Origin of the sequence: Thiobacillus sp. SCN 63-57, from assembly GCF_001725555.1 — a bacterium.
Classification (GTDB): Bacteria; Pseudomonadota; Gammaproteobacteria; order Burkholderiales; family Thiobacillaceae; genus Thiobacillus.
The window spans coordinates 42,307-54,279 of the sequence record NZ_MEGP01000007.1; the positions used below are offsets into that span (position 1 = coordinate 42,307).

Below are 11,973 nucleotides of genomic sequence, written 5' to 3' on the forward strand. Positions count from 1 at the left end.
AGCCCGCCGCTACGCCGCCAGAAACAACGCCAGCAAATCGTTCAGGAACCGCTGCCCCTGCAAGGTCGGCTTGAGGCAGCTTGCATCGGTTTCCAGCAACCCGCGGCCCCGCGCATGTTCGAGGGCTGCCGCACAGACGATCAGCGGCAGCCCGGTACGCGCCTCGAACAGTGCGGCGGGCACACCCTCGTTGAGGCGCAGTGCGTTCATCATGAACTCGAACGGCAGGTCATCGCGCGTAAGCGTGCGAGCGTCGGCAATATGGGTACCCGCCTTGATCGCGTTCAGGTATTGCTGCGGATGCTTGGTACGCATCTGGCGAATGATGCGGTCGTGGAACGACAGCTTGCTGTGCGCACCGGCCCCGATACCCAGGTAATCACCGAACTGCCAGTAGTTCAGGTTGTGGCGACTGGCATGATGCGGCCGCGTATAAGCCGAGGTTTCGTAATGTTGCATGCCGGCTTCATTCAGCCTGGATTCGATAGCCATCTGCATGTCGGCGGCGAGATCGTCGTCGGGCAAGTTGGGCGGTGCGGCATGGCCGAACGGCGTGTTGGGTTCGAGTGTGAGGTGGTAGGCCGACAGGTGCGGCGGCTCGAAACTGAGCGCGGTATCGATGTCGGCCAGCGCCTCGGCCAGCGTCTGCCCCGGCAGGGCGAACATCAGGTCGAGATTGAAGGTGTCGAAATGCGTGGCGGCGAGTTCGGCCGCGCGGCGCGCTTCGCTGTCATCGTGAATGCGCCCGAGCGCCCGCAGATGACGCGGGTTGAAGCTCTGGATGCCGAGCGAGACGCGCGTCACGCCCGCTTCGCGGAAACCGGCGAACTTGTCGGCCTCCACCGTGCCGGGGTTGGCTTCCAAGGTGATTTCCGCACCGGGCATCAATTGCGTCAGGGTGCGTACGCCGGTGAGGATACGGTCGATCCCCTCCGCAGAAAACAGACTGGGAGTGCCGCCGCCGAAGAACACCGTGTGGATTTTTCGCCCCCAGATGTCGGGCAGAGCGCGTTCGAGGTCGAGCAGCAACGCGTCGATGTAGGCGGCTTCCGGAAGGGTCTGCGCGGCGTGCGAGTTGAAGTCGCAATACGGGCACTTCTTCACGCACCACGGCAGGTGGATGTAGAGCGACAGCGGCGGCTGGGTTGTCAGGCCGCCGTTGAATAAGCGGATGACGGTTTCAGCCAAGCCGTTTCAGCTTGTCGGCCAGTTCGCGCAAGGCCTGGCCGCGATGCGAAATGGCGTTTTTCTCGTCTTCGCCGAGTTCGGCACCGGTTTTCCCAAACTGGGGCAGCAGGAAATACGGGTCGTAGCCGAAGCCATTCTCGCCACGCGGCGTGTCGATGATCTCGCCGTGCCAGCGCCCCTCGGCAATGAGCGGCTCGGGGTCGTCGGCATAACGCACCAGCACCATCACGCAATAGTAGTGGGCGCAGCGGTTGGGCTGCCCCTGCAGGGCGGCGATGAGCTTTTCGTTGTTGCGCGCGTCGGACTTCGGCTCGCCGGCATAGCGTGCGGAATACACACCAGGCGCACCGTTCAGCGCCTCGACACAGATACCGGAGTCGTCCGCCAGCGCCGGCAGGCCGGTGTGTGCGCTGGCATGGCGCGCCTTGGCCAGGCAGTTTTCAATAAACGTGACGTGTGGCTCGGGGCATTCGGGGACGCCAAAATCGGACTGCGGCGCCGCTTCGATTGCGAGCGGTTCGAGGATACGCGCAATTTCGCGCAGCTTGCCCGGATTGCCCGAGGCGATGACCAGTTTCTTCATGATGCCAGTGCCTTCTGTTGGGCTGCGGTAATCTGGCCAATGCCTGCGGTAGCGAGATCGAGCAATGCCTCCAGCGTGGCACGGGAGAACGGCGCGCCCTCGGCCGTGCCCTGCACCTCGACGATGCCGCCGCTGCCGGTCATCACTACGTTCATGTCGGTGTCGCAGCCGGAGTCTTCGAGATAATCCAGGTCGAGCACCGGCTGGCCCTGGTAGACGCCGACCGAGACGGCGGCGATGCTGTCAGTCAGCGGCGTCTCGACCAGTTTGCCGTCAGCGAGCAGACCGGCGATTGCGTCGGCCACCGCCACATGGGCGCCGCAAATACTGGCGCAGCGGGTACCCCCGTCGGCCTGCAGCACGTCGCAGTCGATGTGCAGGGTGCGCTCGCCGAGTTTTTTTAGGTCGACCACCGCACGCAGACTGCGTCCGATCAGGCGCTGGATTTCCTGGGTGCGGCCGGACTGTTTGCCGCGCGCAGCCTCACGGTCGGTGCGGGTGTGGGTGGAACGCGGCAGCATGCCGTATTCGGCCGTCACCCAGCCTTCGCCGCTCCCCTTCTTGTGCGGCGGGATCCTGTCGAGCACGCTGGCGGTGCACAGTACACGGGTATCGCCCATGGCGACCAGCACCGAGCCTTCGGCGTGCTTGGTGAACTTGCGGGTGAACGAAAGCGTGCGCAGCGCATCGGGCGTGCGTCCGCTGGGACGGGTCGGATCGGACATGGTGGCCTGTTCAAAATGGAAAACGCGATTTTACCGCGTCAAGCCTGCCGGGCGTGTTGCCGGTACCGTCCCGGCCACCGCAGTAACGACTTATTTGGCGGAGATTTTTTGGATGGCCTGCTGGATTTCGGCGATGGCACGTTCGATCTCGTCGTCCGACACGGCCGGCGTGCCATGCAGCGGACGCATCGCGTTGATCTGGGTCGTGACACCGCCGTCCGGCAGCGCCAGGGTGGAAATGGAATCCTTGCTCGGCATGCGCGCCTCGCCCCAGGTCATGGCAATGAGACTGAGATTGTCGCCGTGTTCGCCGCCGCGAAATTCGGCGTGATCCATCAGGTGGCGCACCGCGTCTTCCAGCGTGTAGGCATGCAGCAGAGCCGACACTTCCGGGATGTTGATCATGCCCCAGATGCCGTCGGTGCACAGCAGCATGGTGTCGGCGTCGTGCAACGGAATCGGTGCGCTGCACTCCACCTGCGGCGTCATGTAGCCGCCCAGGCAGTTGGACACCTTGTTGCGTTCCGGATGGTGGCCCGCCTCTTCCTCGCTGATGATGCCGTCGCGCACCAGCTGGGCGACGGCCGTGTGATCCTCGGTGCGCGCGATCAGGTTGCCGTCGCTGAACAGATACAGGCGCGAATCGCCCACGTGCGCCCAATAGGCCATGTTGTCCTGCACCACGGCGGCGACGACCGTGGTGTGGGGAATTTCCAGCAGATCCTGCTCGACCGCGTAATCGTTGATGGCGAAATGCGCACGCGTCGTGGTGTCGGCCAGGAACGCCATCGGGTCGTCCAGGCGCGGCTTGGCCATTTTCTGGAACTGGTCGGTCAGCGTCTGCACCGCGATCTGCGCGGCGATCTCGCCGTGCATGTGGCCGCCCATGCCGTCGGCCACCACCATCAGCAGGGCCTCGCGGCTGTAAGAATAGGCGACCCGGTCCTGGTTGTTCTTGCGTCCGCCCTGACGCGACGCCTGGTAAATGGTGAATTTCATCTCAACCTGAAAACCTCAGTTGGGCGCGCCCGATGGTGCGTCCGGGCGGGTGGCTGCCGCGAAGCAAGGAGGCGGCAGGCTCATGCCCGCAACGACGAGCGACAAAGGCAGGCGCTCGACCGGGCGTGTCATCGGGTGCGTAGCGGGCTCAGCCGGTCGGGGGGGGTTATCGAAGGCGAAAGAATCAATATCCATGCAACATTTCGTAGGGTTAAAGCGGTCAACTGAAGTTTCCAGGTTCAATACTTTAGAACAATTCGCGGTTCAGTGAACGCTTGATGCTGGAAAGCAACGAAGACCGCGGCGGCGTCATGGCGCTGCGATCCATCAGCACTTTCTGCAGGCTGAACACGCTTTGCGGGCGCTCCATGTAGTTGAGCTTGAGGCACTGATCGACGGTTTCCAGCAACTGGTCGGAATAGGCGCCGCGCCAGTTCACCGTCGCCGGCACCAGCTTGTCGTTGAGCAGCCGCGCCTCGGCCGCCTGCGGCGGATAGCCGGCCAGGCATGCATACAGGCTGGCGCCGACGCTGTAGATATCGGTCCACGGTCCCAGCCGCTCGCGGTTGTGGTATTGCTCGGGGGCGGCAAAGCCGGGCGTGTACATGGGCTGCAGCTTGCTTTCCTCCTGGGTCAGCGTCTGCCGCGCCGCGCCGAAGTCGATCAGCACCGGCGAGCCGTCCAGGCGGATGTAGAGGTTGGATGGCTTGATGTCGAGGTGCAGCAATTTATGCGTATGCACCTCGCGCAGGCCATTCAGCAGCTGCGCGAACACGCGGCGGATGAAGCTTTCGCGGATGGAACCGCGATTGGCCTGGATATGCTGCTGCAGCGTTTTTCCACGCTCGAAGCGCATCACCATGTACACGGTGTCGTTGGCGCGGAAGAAGTTGATCACGCGCACGACATTCGGATGGTCGATCAGCGCCAGCGCCCGGCCTTCCTCGAAGAAGCACTTCATGCCGTGGCGGAAGATGTTGTTGTTTTCGGTCGAGTTGGCCTGGACGATGACCGACCCTTCGGTACGCAGCACCAGCGCGCCCGGCAGGTATTCCTTGATCGCCACCGACTGGTTGGCGTCATCGCGCGCCAGATAGACCATACTGAAGCCACCCCCGCCGATTTTGCGCACGATGGTGTATTCGTTGAGCCGGTATCCGTTGGGAAGCGCCTGATTGGGTTGAGTCGCCATAATCGAACGTCTATTATCTTTTCTATTTCTAGCTGGCAAAGCCGGCAAAATCCACTACCGGTTGCATGCCGGCACCATTCTCAATCACCCAATAACTTATTTGACCATCCTTCATGACCACCAGCATGACCGGGTTCGCCGCCCACAGCCTCAATCTCGACCACGCCAGCGTCAATATCGACCTGCGCAGCGTCAACCAGCGCTACCTCGAACTGCATTTTCGCCTGGCCGACGAATTCCGTGCCCTGGAACCGCAACTGCGCGAACTGATCCAGCAGCGTATGGCGCGTGGCAAGGTGGAGTGCCGCATCGGTCTCGCTATGCTTCCCGCCGCCTCGCTGGATAACGGCCTAAACCCGGACATTCTTGAGCGGCTGGCGCACTGGCAGACGGACGTCCTGCAGCGCCTGCCCGGCAGCGTACCGCTTTCCGTCAACGAGATCCTGCGCTGGCCTGGCGCCATGCAATCCGGCGCCCTGTCCCAGGAAGCGCTGAACGAAGCGGCACTGACGGGGATGCGCGCCACATTGGACGAACTGGTGGAGAGCCGCCAGCGCGAAGGCGCCAAGCTGAAACAGCACATTCTCGACCGCCTGGCCTCCGCCGAAGCGCAGGTGGCCGGCCTGCAGCCTCTGCTGCCCGCGCTGGCGGCCGCCCAGCGCGACAAGCTGGCGGAACGCCTGCGCGAGGCCCTGGGCGAGGCCGGCCACGAACGGCTGGCGCAGGAAGTCGCGCTGGCGGCGCAGAAAGCCGATATCGACGAGGAATGCTCGCGCCTCACCACCCACTTTGCCGAGGTTCGCCGCGTGCTGAATCAGGCCGGTGCGGCCGGCAAGCGGCTCGATTTCCTGATGCAGGAACTGCATCGTGAAGCCAATACCCTGGGATCGAAATCGGTTGCGGTGGAAACCTCGCGCGTATCGCTCGAACTCAAGGTGCTGATCGAACAGATGCGCGAGCAGATCCAGAACATTGAATGACAACCGGAAAACAACCATGACCCCTCTCTCCAGCGAAGGCGTGCTTTACATCGTCAGCGCCCCGTCAGGTGCCGGCAAGACCAGTCTGGTCAAGGCACTGCTAAAAACCGACCCCGGCATCCGCCTGTCGGTGTCCTACACGACCCGCCCCCCGCGCCCGGGCGAAACCGACGGCCGCGACTACCATTTCGTGAACCACGAACGCTTCGAAATCATGCTGGCCGAAGGCGAATTTCTCGAACACGCCGAGGTATACGGCAATTTCTATGGCACCTCGAAAGGCAGCATCGGCCGCGATCTCAACGCCGGCCGCGACGTTCTGCTGGAGATCGACTGGCAGGGCGCCGGGCAGGTGCGGCAGCATTTTCCGCAATCCGCGTCGATTTTCATCCTGCCGCCGTCGTTCAATGCGTTGCGCACCCGTCTGGCCGGGCGCGGCCAGGATAGCGACGAAGTGATCGAACGCCGCTTGGCCGCCGCCGCCCACGACGTCGCTCATGCCGATGCGTTCGACTATATAATCGTGAACGATGACTTCGACCATGCCCTGCAGGACCTGGTCGCGATCACCCGCAGCATTCGCCTCGAAGCGGCGCGCCAGCTCAAGCGGCATACCGCGCTGTTCGAGGAATTCCGACGTATCTGAGTACCACCCCTGAAGCTGGAGTATCCATATGGCCCGCATTACCGTTGATGACTGCATCGAGATGTTCCCCAACCGCTTCGAGTTGACGCTCGCCGTGACCTACCGCGCCCGCCAGCTGGCGCAAGGCTCGCAACCGATGGTCGAATCGAAGGACAAACCCATCGTCACCGCATTGCGCGAAATCGCTGCGGGCAAGGTCGGCCGTGAGATCCTCAACCGGGGCCGCGCCTGATCCCTCGCCTGCACGACAACCGGCGCACGCACGCCGCGCGCCGCCGATGACGCACGAGTTCGAATCGCTGCGTCCGGACCTGGCCTACCTGCCGGCGGACGAAGTCGGGACCATCGAAGACGCCTACGAATTCAGCCGCCGCGCCCACGAAGGCCAGTTCCGCAAGAGCGGCGAACCCTACATCTCCCATCCGCTTGCCGTCGCCGGCATCCTCGCCGGCTGGCATCTTGACGCGCAGACCCTGTGCGCCGCGCTGCTGCACGATGTGGTGGAAGACACGCCGGCCACGGCAAGCGAAATCGAGGCGCGCTTCGGCAAGCCGGTCGCGCTGCTGGTCGAGGGGGTCTCCAAGCTCGACAAGCTCGCCTTCGCCTCCGAGCAGCACGCGCAGGCGGAGAATTTCCGCAAGATGCTGCTGGCGATGGCGCAGGACGTGCGGGTGATCCTGGTCAAGCTGGCCGACCGCACGCACAACATGCACACCATGGGCGCGATGCCGGCCGAGAAACGGCGCCGCATCGCCACCGAAACCCTTGAAATCTACGCGCCGATCGCCAATCGGCTGGGTCTGCACTCGGTCTACCAGGAGCTGGAAGACCTCGGCTTCCGCTACAGCCACCCCAATCGCTACCAGGTGCTGGCCAAGGCCGTGAAAGCGGCGCGCGGCAACCGCCGCGAGCTGGTCGAGAAGGTCAAGCTCGCGATGCAGGAAAAACTCGATCAGTGCAAAATCGAAGCCACCATCACGGGACGCGAGAAGCACCTCTACAGCATCTACCGCAAGATGCAGGAGAAGAACCTGGCCTTCTCCGAGGTGTTCGACATCTACGGCTTCCGCGTGGTGGTGCGCGACCAGCCGAGCTGCTATCTGGCGCTGGGCGCCCTGCATGCGCTGTACAAGCCGATCCCCGGCAAGTTCAAGGACTACATCGCGATTCCCAAGGCCAACGGCTACCAGTCGCTGCATTCCATCCTGTTCGGCCCCAACGGCACGCCGATCGAGATCCAGATCCGCACCACCGACATGAACCGGCTGGCCGAGTCGGGCGTCGCCTCGCACTGGATGTACAAGTCGGCGGACGCGGCGCTGAACGACGTGCAGACGCGTACCCACCGATGGCTGCAGTCGCTGCTCGACATCCAGGCCGATCACGGCGATTCGCCGGAATTCCTGGAACATATAAAAGTCGACCTGTTCCCTGACGAAGTCTATGTGTTCACCCCCAAGGGCAAGATCATGGCGCTGCCGCGCGGCGCCACGGCGGTAGACTTCGCCTTTGCCGTGCATACCGACGTCGGCCGCCACTGCATCGCGGTGAAGATCAACTACGAGCTGATGCCGCTGCGTACCCAGCTCCGGAACGGCGACCACGTCGAGATTCTTACGGCGTCCAACGCCAGTCCCAATGCGGCCTGGCTCAATTTCGTCGTCACCGGCAAGGCACGCTCGCACATCCGCAACTACCTGCGCAACACGCGCGTGGAAGAGGCGGCGGCGCTGGGCGAGCGCCTGCTCAACCACGCCATTGCCGCGCTCAATCCGGAGGCGACCGCGCCCGACCCAGCGGTGTGGGAGCGTGTGGTCAAGGACTACGGCCTGCAAAACCGGCAGGAACTGTTCGCCGGGATCGGCCTGGGCCGGAAATTGCCGCTGGTGGTCGCGCACCAGTTGCTGCACGTGCAGGGCGAGAAAACCGGCGAGCCGGCGCATCCCCATGCCATCAGCATCCGCGGCACCGAAGGCATCGCGGTCGAGCTGGCGCAATGCTGCCACCCGATTCCCGGCGATCCCATTCTCGGCTTCATCCACAAGGAACGCGGCCTCATCATCCATACTCACGACTGCCCGTCGATTCGCGCCTTCCGCACCGACCCCGACAAATGGCTGGATGTCGAATGGGAAGCCGAACCTGGCCACATGTTCGACGTCTCGATCAAGGTCGTCGTCGGCAACCAGCGCGGCGTGCTGGCCAAGGTCGCGGCGGCGATCGCCGAACACGGCTCCAACATCGGCAACGTCGCGATGGAGGAGGAGGACGGCAGCCCCTATACCGTGCTGTTCTTCACCGTGCAGGTGGAAAACCGCATGCACCTCGCACGCGTCATGCGCGGCTTGCGCGTACTGCCGGACGTGGTGCGGATTTTTCGTATCAAGGGCAAGAAGGACGGCCGCGCAGCACAATCTCAATAATCAGGCTCCAGGAATCCAGTATGAACAAAAGCATCATCCAGACCGCCGACGCACCGGCCGCGATCGGCACCTACTCGCAGGCCGTACGCGTCGACCACACCGTGTACATGTCCGGTCAGATCGGGCTCGATTCTGTCACGATGCAGCTGGTCGACGGCATCGACGCGCAGATCCACCAGGTGTTCAAGAATCTGGCCGCCGTTGCAACTGCGGCAGGCGGCTCGCTGGCCGACGTGGTCAAGCTCAACGTCTTTCTCACCGACCTCGGCCACTTCCCCAGAGTCAACGAAATCATGGCGACCTACTTCAGCCAGCCCTATCCGGCGCGCGCCGCGGTCGGGGTTGCGGCGCTGCCGCGTGGTGCGCTGGTCGAGGCTGATGCCGTGATGGTGACCGGTTAAATTGCCACCTTGAAAACGGCCTCGCCGTTTTCCTTCCCGGTCAGTCCGGCCCTCGCCGCCAAACTCGCCAAACTGGGCCTCGCCCGCGACGCCGACCTGGTACTGCACCTGCCGTTGCGCTGGGAGGACGAAACCCGCATCACACCGATCCGCGACCTGTTGCCGGGCGAAACGGCGCAGGTGCAGGCGGTGGTGCGCGAGGCCAGCGTCGCCTACCGGCCGCGCCGCATGCTGACGGTGACGGTGGAGGACGCCGGCGGCGTGCTCGGCGTCCGCTTCCTGAATTTCTACCCCAGCCATCTCAAGCTGTTCCAGCCGGGCGCGAGTTTCCGTTTCAACGGCGAGGTCCGCGGCGGGTTTCTCGGGCTGGAGATGGTGCATCCGCGCTTCGCCAAGGCCGACGACGCCACGCCCCTGCCGACGCAACTGACGCCCGTCTACCCGACCACCGCCGGCCTCGGACAGGCCACGCTGCGCAAGCTGGTCGAACGGGCGCTGGCGGCACCGATCGCGGATACCCTGCCCGCCGACTGGCTGGCAAAGCTTGATCTGCCGGAACTGGAAGCCAGCATCCGCCTGCTGCACCAGCCGCCGCTCGAATGTGCGGTAAGCGATCTGGAATCGCGTCGCCATCCCGCCTGGCAGCGGCTCGCCTTCGACGAACTGCTGGCACAGCAGCTGTCGCTGGCGACCGCGCGCCAGCAGCGTACCTCGCGCGCGACCCACCCCTTGCCCGCGCGTCAGCACCTGACGAGCGCGTTCACCCGCGCATTGTCGTTTGCGCTGACTGCCGCACAGGCGCGCACCTGGCAGGAGATCAGCGTCGATCTGGCACAGCCGCATCCCATGCGCCGCCTGTTGCAGGGCGACGTCGGCAGCGGCAAGACCGTGGTGGCGGCACTGGCCTGCCTGCAGGCGATCGAAAACGGCTTCCAGGCCGCCTTCATGGCACCGACCGAGATCCTCGCCGAGCAGCATTTCCGCAAATTGGCGCCGCTCCTGTCACCCTTGGGCGTGCGCTGCGCCTGGATATCGGGCAGCCAGCGCAAGTCGGAACGCACTGCCGCCTGGCAGGCGATCGCCGCGGGCGAAGCCGACCTCGCATTCGGCACCCACGCGCTGTTCCAGGAAGCCGGCAGTTTTCAGCGGCTGGGGGTGGCGGTGGTCGACGAGCAGCATCGTTTCGGCGTCGGCCAGCGGCTGGCGCTGATGCAGAAGGGTACGGAACCGCACCAGTTGATGATGAGCGCGACGCCGATCCCGCGCACGCTGGCGATGAGCTTCTTTGCCGACCTCGACGTCTCGGTGGTCGACGAACTGCCGCCGGGCCGCACGCCTATCGTCACCAAATTAGTGAGTGCCGCGCGCCGCGACGACGTGCTGGCGCGCGTGCGCGAAGCCTGTCTCGCCGGTGGCCAGGCCTACTGGGTATGTCCGCTGATCGAGGAGTCGGAGAAGCTGCAGTTGCAGACTGCGCAGGATACCTATGCAACGTTGACGGAACAGTTGCCGGAGCTGCGCATCGGCCTGGTACACGGGCGGCTGAAACCTGACGAGAAGCAGGCCGTGATGGCCGCTTTTCAGACACACGCAATCGACCTGCTGGTGGCCACCACGGTGATCGAAGTCGGCGTCGACGTGCCCAATGCCGCACTGATGGTGATCGAGCATGCCGAGCGCATGGGGCTCGCCCAACTGCATCAGCTACGCGGACGGGTCGGGCGCGGCAGCCGCGAATCGGTATGCGTGCTGCTGTACGAAACGCCACTGTCGGAGCTGGCACGCGCGCGGCTCAAGGTCATTTTCGAGCTCACCGACGGCTTCGAGATCGCGCGCCAGGACCTGCTGCTGCGCGGGCCAGGAGAATTGCTCGGGCACCGCCAGAGCGGCCTGCCGATGCTGCGCTTCGCCGACCTGGAACGCGACGTCGCGCTGCTGGAAGCCGCGCGCGATCTGGCGCAACGCTGCCTGGCCCACCACCCCGACATCGCTGCGCGCCACATGGAGCGATGGATCGGCCAGCGGCAGGCACTGACGTCGATCTAGATGCCGTCGCTGCGGCATAATGCCGACTTTCCACATGATGAACGGTTCGCCGTGCTCGATTCCCGGCAGGGCTGGCTTGCCCACCCATTCTCGCTCCCTGCGCACCTGGCTTAGCGACCACGGTTCGCTGACCCAACGCCTGAAATCACGCTGTACATCGTTTCGCGTGGTGCCGCTCGAGACCGGGCTGGCACGTGCCAACGCCGACGAATACGCGCTGCTTGGCGTGGCGCCTGGCACCCGCGTCTATGTACGCGAAGTCCTGCTGCTGTGCAATGACGTGCCGGTGGTGTTTGCCCACAGTGTGTTGCCGTCCGCCGGCCTGCGCGGCGGCTGGAACGGCATCACGCGACTCGGCAGTCGTTCGCTCGGTGAAGCCCTGTTCAGCGACCATCGCATCGAACGCCAGCCCCTGGCCTATCGCCGCGTGCGGAACGACCACCCGCTCTTTCGCGCTGCGGCCAGGCAGCAGGCGGTGGCCGCCAGCAGCTTGTGGGCGCGCCGCTCCATTTTCTGCCTCAACCGCCATCCGCTCCTGGTGACCGAAGTCTTTCTGCCCACCATCGACACGCCATGACCCTGACCGAACGCCTGTCCCATTACGAAAAACTGATGCGGCTCGACAAGCCGATCGGCATCCTGCTGCTGATGTGGCCGACGCTGTGGGCGCAATGGCTTGCCAGCAACGGCAGCCCAAGCTGGCTGATCCTGTGGATTTTCGTCATGGGCGTCGTACTGATGCGTTCGGCCGGCTGCGTCATGAACGACTATGCCGACCGCGATTTCGACC

General features: G+C 64.3%; 13 protein-coding genes. 8 read left to right on the forward strand and 5 right to left on the reverse strand.

Annotated features, from left to right (window positions below; all coding sequences use genetic code 11):
* Positions 1–9: 9 nt before the first annotated feature.
* From hemW to ABT23_RS03705, 5 genes are all read right to left on the reverse strand, one after another.
* Entirely contained in the window at positions 10–1,188 is a 1,179-nt protein-coding gene (gene hemW / locus ABT23_RS03685; RefSeq protein WP_296631363.1) for a radical SAM family heme chaperone HemW, read from the reverse strand.
* Complete coding sequence (gene rdgB / locus ABT23_RS03690) at positions 1,181–1,771, reverse strand: RdgB/HAM1 family non-canonical purine NTP pyrophosphatase (protein ID WP_296631366.1); 591 nt, start codon at positions 1,769–1,771, stop codon at positions 1,181–1,183. The genes hemW and rdgB overlap by 8 nt, the downstream gene beginning before the upstream one ends.
* Positions 1,768–2,496, reverse strand: a complete 729-nt coding sequence (gene rph / locus ABT23_RS03695; protein WP_296631368.1) for a ribonuclease PH — start codon at positions 2,494–2,496, stop codon at positions 1,768–1,770. The genes rdgB and rph overlap by 4 nt, the downstream gene beginning before the upstream one ends.
* Positions 2,497–2,586: 90 nt before the next feature.
* Entirely contained in the window at positions 2,587–3,495 is a 909-nt protein-coding gene (locus tag ABT23_RS03700) for a protein phosphatase 2C domain-containing protein (RefSeq protein WP_296631370.1), read from the reverse strand.
* 247 nt (positions 3,496–3,742) lie between these two features.
* The gene (locus ABT23_RS03705) at positions 3,743–4,687 is read right to left on the reverse strand and encodes a serine/threonine-protein kinase (protein ID WP_018508470.1); all 945 of its coding nucleotides are present in this window, start codon (positions 4,685–4,687) and stop codon (positions 3,743–3,745) included.
* A gap of 113 nt (positions 4,688–4,800) precedes the next feature.
* Between ABT23_RS03705 and ABT23_RS03710 the strand changes: the two genes are divergently transcribed.
* The 8 genes from ABT23_RS03710 to ABT23_RS03745 form a co-directional block, all read left to right on the forward strand.
* Entirely contained in the window at positions 4,801–5,667 is an 867-nt protein-coding gene (locus ABT23_RS03710) for a YicC/YloC family endoribonuclease (RefSeq protein ID WP_296631373.1), read from the forward strand.
* Positions 5,668–5,683: 16 nt separating this feature from the next.
* Positions 5,684–6,313 (forward strand): guanylate kinase, encoded by a 630-nt coding sequence (gene gmk, locus ABT23_RS03715; RefSeq protein ID WP_296631375.1) that lies wholly within the window; start codon positions 5,684–5,686, stop codon positions 6,311–6,313.
* A gap of 28 nt (positions 6,314–6,341) precedes the next feature.
* Positions 6,342–6,545 (forward strand): DNA-directed RNA polymerase subunit omega, encoded by a 204-nt coding sequence (gene rpoZ, locus ABT23_RS03720; protein WP_296631378.1) that lies wholly within the window; start codon positions 6,342–6,344, stop codon positions 6,543–6,545.
* 46 nt (positions 6,546–6,591) lie between these two features.
* Positions 6,592–8,736, forward strand: a complete 2,145-nt coding sequence (locus ABT23_RS03725) for a bifunctional (p)ppGpp synthetase/guanosine-3',5'-bis(diphosphate) 3'-pyrophosphohydrolase (RefSeq protein WP_296631380.1) — start codon at positions 6,592–6,594, stop codon at positions 8,734–8,736.
* Between the two features lie 20 nt (positions 8,737–8,756).
* Positions 8,757–9,137, forward strand: a complete 381-nt coding sequence (locus ABT23_RS03730) for a RidA family protein (RefSeq protein ID WP_296631383.1) — start codon at positions 8,757–8,759, stop codon at positions 9,135–9,137.
* 9 nt (positions 9,138–9,146) lie between these two features.
* Positions 9,147–11,183, forward strand: a complete 2,037-nt coding sequence (recG, locus tag ABT23_RS03735) for an ATP-dependent DNA helicase RecG (protein WP_296631385.1) — start codon at positions 9,147–9,149, stop codon at positions 11,181–11,183.
* A gap of 76 nt (positions 11,184–11,259) precedes the next feature.
* Positions 11,260–11,760 (forward strand): chorismate lyase, encoded by a 501-nt coding sequence (locus ABT23_RS03740; protein WP_296631389.1) that lies wholly within the window; start codon positions 11,260–11,262, stop codon positions 11,758–11,760.
* Positions 11,757–11,973, forward strand: a 217-nt coding sequence (locus ABT23_RS03745) for a UbiA family prenyltransferase (RefSeq protein WP_296631392.1), incomplete at its 3' end; no start/stop codon positions are given. The genes ABT23_RS03740 and ABT23_RS03745, both read left to right, overlap by 4 nt.

Bases quoted from the DNA above. Each gene is read 5' to 3' on its own strand.
- ABT23_RS03710 (WP_296631373.1), top strand. From the start codon at position 4,801: ATGACCACCAGCATGACCGGGTTCGCCGCCCACAGCCTCAATCTCGAC.
- ABT23_RS03730 (WP_296631383.1), top strand. From the start codon at position 8,757: ATGAACAAAAGCATCATCCAGACCGCCGACGCACCGGCCGCGATCGGC.
- rdgB (WP_296631366.1), bottom strand. From the start codon at position 1,771: ATGAAGAAACTGGTCATCGCCTCGGGCAATCCGGGCAAGCTGCGCGAA.
- ABT23_RS03700 (WP_296631370.1), bottom strand. From the start codon at position 3,495: ATGAAATTCACCATTTACCAGGCGTCGCGTCAGGGCGGACGCAAGAAC.
- rph (WP_296631368.1), bottom strand. From the start codon at position 2,496: ATGTCCGATCCGACCCGTCCCAGCGGACGCACGCCCGATGCGCTGCGC.
- rpoZ (WP_296631378.1), top strand. From the start codon at position 6,342: ATGGCCCGCATTACCGTTGATGACTGCATCGAGATGTTCCCCAACCGC.
- ABT23_RS03725 (WP_296631380.1), top strand. From the start codon at position 6,592: ATGACGCACGAGTTCGAATCGCTGCGTCCGGACCTGGCCTACCTGCCG.
- gmk (WP_296631375.1), top strand. From the start codon at position 5,684: ATGACCCCTCTCTCCAGCGAAGGCGTGCTTTACATCGTCAGCGCCCCG.
- ABT23_RS03705 (WP_018508470.1), bottom strand. From the start codon at position 4,687: ATGGCGACTCAACCCAATCAGGCGCTTCCCAACGGATACCGGCTCAAC.